The sequence below is a fragment of the Micromonospora sp. NPDC003776 genome (assembly GCF_053605645.1).
Genome location: NZ_JBSGJR010000349.1, coordinates 1 through 7,413, shown reverse-complemented (window position 1 = coordinate 7,413; position 7,413 = coordinate 1). Strand labels below are relative to the sequence as shown.

Annotated in this window: 7 protein-coding genes and 1 pseudogene; 2 read left to right on the top strand and 6 right to left on the bottom strand. The window is 73.3% G+C overall.

The genetic code is table 11. The annotated features are described in order from the left end of the window. Nucleotides 1–247: pseudogene (locus ACWEVO_RS24300) on the bottom strand (hypothetical protein); the annotation flags it as partial. A gap of 258 nt (nucleotides 248–505) precedes the next feature. Between ACWEVO_RS24300 and ACWEVO_RS24295 the strand changes: the two are divergent. Next, nucleotides 506–1,753, top strand: coding sequence for a cytochrome P450 (locus ACWEVO_RS24295; protein ID WP_452309822.1), 1,248 nt, complete (start codon nucleotides 506–508; stop codon nucleotides 1,751–1,753). Nucleotides 1,754–1,756: 3 nt separating this feature from the next. Here ACWEVO_RS24295 and ACWEVO_RS24290 read toward each other — a convergent pair whose 3' ends face one another. The 5 genes from ACWEVO_RS24290 to ACWEVO_RS24270 form a co-directional block, all read right to left on the bottom strand. Then, nucleotides 1,757–2,215 carry a hypothetical protein gene (locus ACWEVO_RS24290; protein ID WP_452309821.1) on the bottom strand — a complete coding sequence of 153 codons (459 nt, stop codon included), beginning with the start codon at nucleotides 2,213–2,215 and terminating at the stop codon, nucleotides 1,757–1,759. Nucleotide 2,216: 1 nt separating this feature from the next. Beyond that, on the bottom strand, nucleotides 2,217–4,664 hold the full coding sequence (locus tag ACWEVO_RS24285; protein WP_452309820.1) for a molybdopterin oxidoreductase family protein: 2,448 nt from the start codon (nucleotides 4,662–4,664) through the stop codon (nucleotides 2,217–2,219). A 4-nt stretch (nucleotides 4,665–4,668) separates the two neighbouring features. Then, nucleotides 4,669–5,199, bottom strand: coding sequence for an HPP family protein (locus ACWEVO_RS24280; protein WP_452309819.1), 531 nt, complete (start codon nucleotides 5,197–5,199; stop codon nucleotides 4,669–4,671). A 64-nt stretch (nucleotides 5,200–5,263) separates the two neighbouring features. Continuing rightward, nucleotides 5,264–6,442, bottom strand: a complete 1,179-nt coding sequence (locus ACWEVO_RS24275) for a zinc-dependent alcohol dehydrogenase (protein ID WP_452309818.1) — start codon at nucleotides 6,440–6,442, stop codon at nucleotides 5,264–5,266. Further along, the gene (locus ACWEVO_RS24270; RefSeq protein WP_452309817.1) at nucleotides 6,439–7,077 is read right to left on the bottom strand and encodes an SRPBCC family protein; all 639 of its coding nucleotides are present in this window, start codon (nucleotides 7,075–7,077) and stop codon (nucleotides 6,439–6,441) included. The genes ACWEVO_RS24275 and ACWEVO_RS24270 overlap by 4 nt, the downstream gene beginning before the upstream one ends. A gap of 145 nt (nucleotides 7,078–7,222) precedes the next feature. Here ACWEVO_RS24270 and ACWEVO_RS24265 point away from each other — a divergent pair. Beyond that, nucleotides 7,223–7,413 (top strand): hypothetical protein (locus tag ACWEVO_RS24265; RefSeq protein WP_452309816.1); only part of this gene is annotated, 191 nt, incomplete at its 3' end.

The window sequence follows — 7,413 nt, the reverse complement described above, 5'->3', positions numbered from 1 at the left end:
GCGTCGCCGCGCCGAGCGCCAGCTCCGGACGGAGCAGGCTCAGCGCCTCGGCGTACGCGACGGCCAGCTCCCGCGCGGCCGCGGCGTCGGCCGCCTCGAAGCCGAGGTGCACGGTGAAGCGCCGGGCCGGCCGGGCCGACTCCCGGCGCGCCGGCGCGATCAGCGCCTCCTCCCGCTCGCCCCGGCCCGCGCCGAGCCCGGCCGTCACCCGGCGCTCCCGCCAGCGCGCCGCCCTGTTGTCGCGCACGTGTCCTCCCCGTCCCCGCTACCGTCCACCGGCCGCGCCGTGGTCGGGCCGCCGCTGATGTCCCGCGACCGGCCCGCCGCCGGTCCGGAGTCCGACCCAACCAGCTTTTCGCCATGGTGGGAGGGGCCAGCTGCGGCGCCGAGGCTGGGCCCTCCCCCGGGCGGCCGACGGTGGCAGGGTGGGCGCCGGGCGGGATTCACCCGCCCGGACCTGGGTAGAAGCGGGTCGACCGTGCCGCGTCGCCAGCAGGAGCAGCCGATGACCGTCATCCCCACCGACCGGAGCCCGGAGAGCACCTTGGCGTTCCTCCGCGCGGGCTACCGGTTCGTCGGCGACCGGTGCGACCGGTACGGCAGCGACATCTTCCAGACCCGGATACTGCTGGAACCGACCATCTGCCTGCGCGGCCGCCCGGCCGCCGAGCTGTTCTACGACAACGACCGCTTCATCCGGCACGGGGCCATGCCGATGAGGGGCCAGCGCACGCTCACCGGGGTCGGTGGCGTCCAGGGGCTCGACGGCGACGCGCACCGGGGCCGCAAGGCGATGCTGATGTCGCTCATGACGCCCGCCGGGATCCGCCAGCTCGGCCAGCTCTTCGACGACGAGTGGCGGGCCCGGATCCCAATCTGGGCCGAGCGGGGCCCGGTCGTGCTCTACGACGAGGTGGCCCGGATCCTGACCCGGGCGGTCTGCGCCTGGGCCGGGGTGCCGCTGGCCGAGGCGGAGGTGGCCCGGCGCACCGCCGAGCTGCACGCCATGATCGAGGCCCCGGCCGCGGTCGGCCCCCGGCACTGGCGGGGCGTGCTCGCCCGCCGCCGGGCGGAGCGCTGGATCGCCGACGTGATCGGACGGGCCCGGACCGGCGGTCTGCCCGCGCCGGAGGGGAGCGCGCTGCGGATGGTCGCCGAGCACCGCGACGAGCAGGGCCGGCAGTTGCCCCGCCGGGTCGCGGCGGTGGACCTGCTGAACATCCTCCGGCCCACCGTCGCCGTCGACCGGTACGTGGTCTTCGCCGCGCTGGCCCTGCACGACCGCCCCGACTGGCGGGAGAAGGTCCGCGACGACGACACCGCCACCGAGCACTTCGTGCGGGAGGTACGCCGCTACTACCCGTTCTTCCCGGTGGCCGCGGCCCGGGTCCGGCGCTCCTTCGAGTGGCAGGGCTACCCGTTCCCCCAGGGCCGGCGGGTCCTGCTCGGCCTGTACGCGACGAACCACCACCCCGAGCTGTGGCCGGAGCCGGAGCGGTTCCGGCCGGAACGCTTCGCCGGCTGGCCGGGCGACGCGTTCAGCCTGGTGCCGCAGGGCGGGGGCGACCACTTCACCGGGCACCGCTGCGCCGGCGAGTGGATCACCATCGAGCTGATGAAACGGGCCGTCGCCAACCTCACCGGCGCGATGAGCTACCAGGTCCCGCCGCAGAACCTGGCGCTGAACCTGGGCCGGATGCCCGCCCTGCCGCCCAGCGGTCTGCTCGTCGACGCGGTCCGCCGCACCGCGTGAGCGTCACTCCGCCACCACGAGGGCCTGCGGAGCGGCCTGCTTCATCCGGGTGCGCAGCCACTTGAGCTGGATCGTGGTCTCCTGCTCGCAGGACTTCACCACGCTCAGCAGTTCCTCGTCCCGCGCCCCGTACGCGGCCTGCCCGACCACCGTCCAGCAGATGTCGCACTCGGCGGCCATCAGATAGAGGTCCTGGAGGTCGCGGAGCAGCCCGATCGGGCCGGTACGCGTGCCGGAGAAGAGCTCCGAGTGCAGCCGGTCGGGTTCCTTCGGGGCCTCCTCGGCGTACCGGTGGGCGAAGGGGGCCAGCGTCTCCGCGTGGCGGTGGCACTGGGCGGCCAGCTTCTCGCAGGTGTGGAAGACGTCCGGCTCGTCCCGGTGCGCCTCGCCGACCTCGGTGAAGGCGTCGCCGAGGCGGTCCTGGGCCTTGTGCAGCAGCCCGAGATAGTGCGCCAGGTGCATGTCACCCCTCCTTCGACGACGCCTCGGCGGCCGGTCCGCCGACGGTGGCCGGGATGCCCGAGCCCTCCGGCGGGGCGCAGCCGCCCACCGTGGGCGCGGGCGACGGGCGACCGTCCGAGTCGGCCTCCTTCACCACCCGGACCGCCGCGACCTTGAAGATCGGCTGCTTGGAGACCGGGTCCCAGGCGGTGATGGTCAGCTCGTTCGCGGCCCGGTCGTGCCGGCCCTGGCCGGGCGCGGCGCCGTCGTCGGTGTCCCAGTAGCCGTAGTGGAACGGGACGAAGACCACGCCGGGGCGTACCCCGCAGATCCGGGCCCGGCCCCGGACGGCGCCGCGCGGCGACTCGACCCGGACCAGGTCGCCCTCGCCGACGCCGAGCCGGTCGGCGTCGGCCGGGTTGAGTTCCACCCACGACTCGGGGGCGGCGTGCACGAGCTGGGTGGCCCGGCCGGTCTTGGTCCGGGTGTGGAACTGGTAGACGGTCCGACCGGTGGTGAGCAGCAGCGGGTAGTCGTCGCTGGGCACCTCGGGTGACGGCTGGTACGGCGCCGCGTGCAGGAACGCCCGTCCGCCCGGCTGCTTCGCCTTGTACTCCTCCGGCAGCAGCTCCGCGCCCGTGGTCAGGTCATGGCCGTACGACTCGCAGTAGTCCGGGTCGGTGTGGAACACGCCGTCGGTGTAGAGCCGCTCGGTGCCGTCCGGGTGCTCCTCGGTGCACGGCCACTGGATGCCGCCCGTGCGCAGCTTCTCGTACGTGATGCCGGTGTAGTCGCAGGGCCGGCCGCGCGAGCACTCCTGCCACGCCGCGAACACCTCCTCCGGCCCGGTCCAGGGGATCAGCGGGTTGCCGTCCTTGTCCCGGAAGTCCATCCGGCGGGCGTAGTCGAGGAAGATGTCCAGGTCGGACCGGGCCTCGCCGGGCGGCTCGACCGCCTTGTCGGAGATGTGCACCGTCCGGTCCACGCTGGTGAACGTGCCGGTCTTCTCACCCCAGGTGGCGGCCGGCAGCACCACGTCGGCCAGCTCGGCGGTCTCGGTCAGGAAGAGGTCCTGCACCACCACGAACAGCTCCGGCCGGGCCAGGATCCGGCGCACCCGGGCCAGGTCGGGCAGGGAGACCGCCGGGTTGGTCGCCGAGATCCAGAGCAGCTTGATCGAGCCCTGCTCCGCGTACCGGAAAATCTGCATGGCGTGGGTCGGCGGCGCCCAGTGCGGGATGGTGTCGACCTCGACGTTCCAGAGCCGGGCCAGCTCGGCGATGTGCTCCTCGTTCGCCCAGTTGCGCAGGCCCGGCAGGTCACCGTCGGCGCCGCACTCGCGGTTGTTCTGCGCGGTCGGCTGGCCGTTCATCTGGTAGAGCCCGGCGCCGGGACGGCCGATCATGCCGCGGATCAGGTGCAGGTTGTTCACCTGGCAGGCCGCGGCGGTGGCCTGGTTGGACTGGTAGAAGCCCTGGAGCACGGTGGAGAGCAGCCGCTGCGACCCGCCGAGCAGCTCGGCGGCGCGCTCGATGTCCCGGGCGGGCAGGTCGCAGATCTCGGCGACCTTCGCCACCGGGTAGTCCTCGACCACCTTGCACAGCTCGTCGAAGCCCAGGGTGTGCGCCGCCACGTACTCCTCGTCGTACCAGCCGCGGTGGATGATCTCGCGCAGCAGGCCGTTGAGCAGCGCCATGTTGGTGCCGTTGCGCAGCGCCAGGTGCACGTCGGCCTCCCGGGCCACCGGGGTGGCCCGCGGATCCACCGCGAGCATCGCCGGCGGGTTGGCGCCGCGCCGGCGGTCCAGCATCCGCATCCACAACACGGTCTGGGTCTCCGCGACGTTGTGCCCCCAGAGCGCGATCGCGTCGCAGTGGTCCACATCGGTGTACGAGCCGGGTTGGCCGTCGGTGCCGAAGGACGCCTTCATGGCCGCGGCGGCGGTGGCGGTGCAGAGCCGGGTGTTGCCGTCCATGTGCGGGGTGCCGATCCCCGCCTTGCCGATCACCCCGAGGGTGTAGTACTCCTCGAGGAAGAGCTGGCCGCTGGTGTAGAAGCCGAAGTGCCCCCAGCCGCCCGGCCCCTTGAGCAGCTCCTTCGAGCGCGCCACGATCCGGCCCATCGCGGTGTCCCAGTCCGTCTCCACCAGGCGGTCGCCGTCCCGGACCAGCGGCCGGCGCAGCCGGTCCGGGCTGTGGTTGGCCTGCCAGCCGTACAGGTCCTTCGGGTCGACCCGGCCGTGGTTGATCCGGTCCTGGCGCCGGCCCCGGACGCCGACGATCCGGTCGTCGATTACCGCGATGTCCATCGCGTCCCCGTTGGAGTGCAGGATCGAGGCGCTGGGCACCCAGCGCTGCACGTCCGCCTCGGTGTGCCCGTCGGAGAGGAAGGTGTCCACCCGCACCGGCCAGGGCTCCCCCGGCCCGTACGGCGTGCGCGGCCCCCACGGGTCGGCGATCCGGTCGACCATCTCCTCATCCCTCCCTCGGTGCGGACCACAGCGGCATCTGCCGGCCGGTGGCCCGGTTGAAGAGCAGATCCACCACCGTCACCAGCAGCACGGCGGCGAACGCGATCACCAGTTGGGTCGGCGTCCGGAGCAGCCCCAGACTCACGATGAGCGTGGTGGCGCCGGCCGGCGGGTGCGGGGCCTTCACGAGGACCAGCACCGCTGCGGTGATCGCCAGGGAGCCGGCGGCGGCCACGATCCGCAGTCCCGACACCCCTTCCTGGAGCGCGGGCGGGTGGTCGGCGAGCCCGGTGAGCACCAGCATGGCGTACCCGGCGAGCAACGCCACCAGGTGCCCGATGACGGTGTTGCGGGGGGACGACTCCGGCTTGCCGGGTTGCTCGACGTGCAGCATGATCGCCGGGCCCAGGCTGGGGAAGAGCCAGGGTTGCCGGGTGAGCAGGGCGACCGTACCGGCCACCACCACGGCGACCGCGCTGCCGGCGAAGCCCCGCACGGCGGGCCGGGACGGCGTCTCTTCGATCTCGGGGGGCATATCAACAGCTGTACCCCGCCGCGAGAATCCGAACCGGGGCGCGTCCCGGCCCCGCGCAATCGCCTCACGCCGCCTGCGGGTGCAGCACGGTACGCAGGCAGCCGTCCTCCTTCTTCTGGAAGATCTCGTAGCCCTGGGCGCCCTGCTCCAGCGGCATCGGGTGGGTGGCCAGGTAGCCGGGGTCGATCTCGCCGACCGCGATCCGGTCCAGCAGCATCGGGATGTAGCGCTGAGCGTGCATCTGACCCATCCGCAGCACCAGCGCCTTGTTCATGGCCGCGCCGAGCGGGAACTTGTCCACCAGCCCGCCGTAGACGCCGACGATGCTCACCGTGCCGCCCTTGCGGCACGCCATGATCGCCTGCCGGATCGAGGTCGGCCGGTCGCTCTGCAGCCGGGCGGTCTGCTTCGCCTTGTCGTACGCGTAGATCGGGCCGACGTCGTGCGACTCCATCCCGACGGCCTCGATGCAGGCGTCCGGCCCGCGCCCGGCGGTCAACTCGCGCAGCGCCTCCAGCACGTCGGTCTCCGCGTAGTTGATCGTCTCGACGCCGAGCCGGTCGGCGGCGGCGCCGAGCCGCTCCGGCAGCCGGTCGATCACGATCACCCGCTCGGCGCCGAGGATCTGTGCCGAGCGCGCGGCCATCTGGCCCACCCCGCCGGCACCCCAGACCGCGACCACCTCGCCGCCCTTGAAGCCGCAGAAGTCGGCGGCCATCCAGCCGGTCGGCATGGCGTCGGAGGCGAACACCACCGAGTCGTCCGGCACCCCGTCGGGGACGGTGAACGCGCCGACGTCGCCGAACGGCACCCGGATGTACTCGGCATGGCTGCCGGAGTAGCCGCCCGCCGCGTGCGAGTAGCCCAGGATGCCGGCCGGTGCGTGACCCCACAGCTTCTCCGTGAAGACCGGCTGCGGGTTCGAGTTGTCGCAGAGCGAGTACTGCTCGGTACGGCAGTACCAGCAGCCGCCGCAGGCCACCACCGAGCCCACCACCACCCGGTCGCCGACCTTGATCCGCTGGACCTCCGGGCCGGTCTCCACCACCTCGCCCATGAACTCGTGGCCGAGGATGTCGCCCTCCCGCATGGCGGGCAGATAGCCGTTGATCAGGTGCAGATCGGAGCCGCACACGCTGCTGGCCCGGACCTTGACGATGATGTCCCCGGCGGAGCGGATGGTGGGCTCCGGCACGTCGCGTACGGCCAGCTTGCCGACACCCTCCCAGCAGAGCGCCCTCACGGCCGGCCTCCCACCATCAGCCTCTCGCGGATCTTGTCGGTGGCCTGCTCCTGCTTCCGGTCGCGCCCGGACGGATCGTGCCGGGTGTCCAGCACCTGGCCGGTTTCGATCAGCGACTTGATCCGGCGCAGCGCGCTCCGCAGGGCCAGGTCCGGGTCGTGCCCGTTGGCCAGGCCGAGCGCCCGGCGCACCGGGCCGGAGCGCCAGCGCAGCTCGGCGCGGATCTCGGTGCCGCGATCCTGCGGCGCCGGCGCCAGCTCGACCCGGCCCCGCTGGTCCAGCGGCCCGTCGCTCACCCGCCAGCTCAACCGGCGCGGCCCGTCGACGGTGATCTCGGCGCGCCACTCGGTGCCGCCGCCGCCCGGGTCGCTCGCCACGCAGCGCCACCGGTTGTCGGCGAGCTGTTCCAGGGTCGCCCACTCGGCCAGCCCCCGGTCCAGCTGCTCCCGGTCGGTCCAGAAACCGATCACCGCGTCGATCGGCCGGTCCACGGTGATCCCCCGGTGGACGACGTACCAGCCGTCCTCCCGCTCGGGTTGGTGCCGACGCCGCCGGCGGGCCACCAGCCGGCCCACCCCGACCGCGGTCACCGTGGCCGCCCCGGCCAGGGCCCACCTCGTTCCGTTGCTGGTCATCACGTCTCCTCCACCCGGGCGTCCGGGGTTGGACCACCCGTATCGGGTGCGCTACCCGGCGCTGGTCCAGTGAAACGGCAAAACGGTTTGATCGCTGGGATTTCGGGCAGCCTGGGACACCGATGCCGGCCCGGAGGAGGAGCCGATGCCCGCGTACCACGAGGCGGCCCGACCGGTGCGGCTGTTGGCCGCGCTGGCGGCGGGCACAGCGGTGCTCGCCGCGTTCACCCCCGGCCGCCCAGGACGGTGGTCCCGGGCCGATGCTGCCGGTCATCAGTGCTTGCCTTCCGTTCGCGCCTGCCGGGCGATCAGGTCCCGCGCGGCGGGCAGGTCGTC

What these genes read in the sequence shown, in the direction of transcription:
- ACWEVO_RS24295 (WP_452309822.1), top strand. Translation starts at nt 506, where the DNA reads ATGACCGTCATCCCCACCGACCGGAGCCCGGAGAGCACCTTGGCGTTC.
- ACWEVO_RS24290 (WP_452309821.1), bottom strand. Translation starts at nt 2,215, where the DNA reads ATGCACCTGGCGCACTATCTCGGGCTGCTGCACAAGGCCCAGGACCGC.
- ACWEVO_RS24285 (WP_452309820.1), bottom strand. Translation starts at nt 4,664, where the DNA reads ATGGTCGACCGGATCGCCGACCCGTGGGGGCCGCGCACGCCGTACGGG.
- ACWEVO_RS24280 (WP_452309819.1), bottom strand. Translation starts at nt 5,199, where the DNA reads ATGCCCCCCGAGATCGAAGAGACGCCGTCCCGGCCCGCCGTGCGGGGC.
- ACWEVO_RS24270 (WP_452309817.1), bottom strand. Translation starts at nt 7,077, where the DNA reads ATGACCAGCAACGGAACGAGGTGGGCCCTGGCCGGGGCGGCCACGGTG.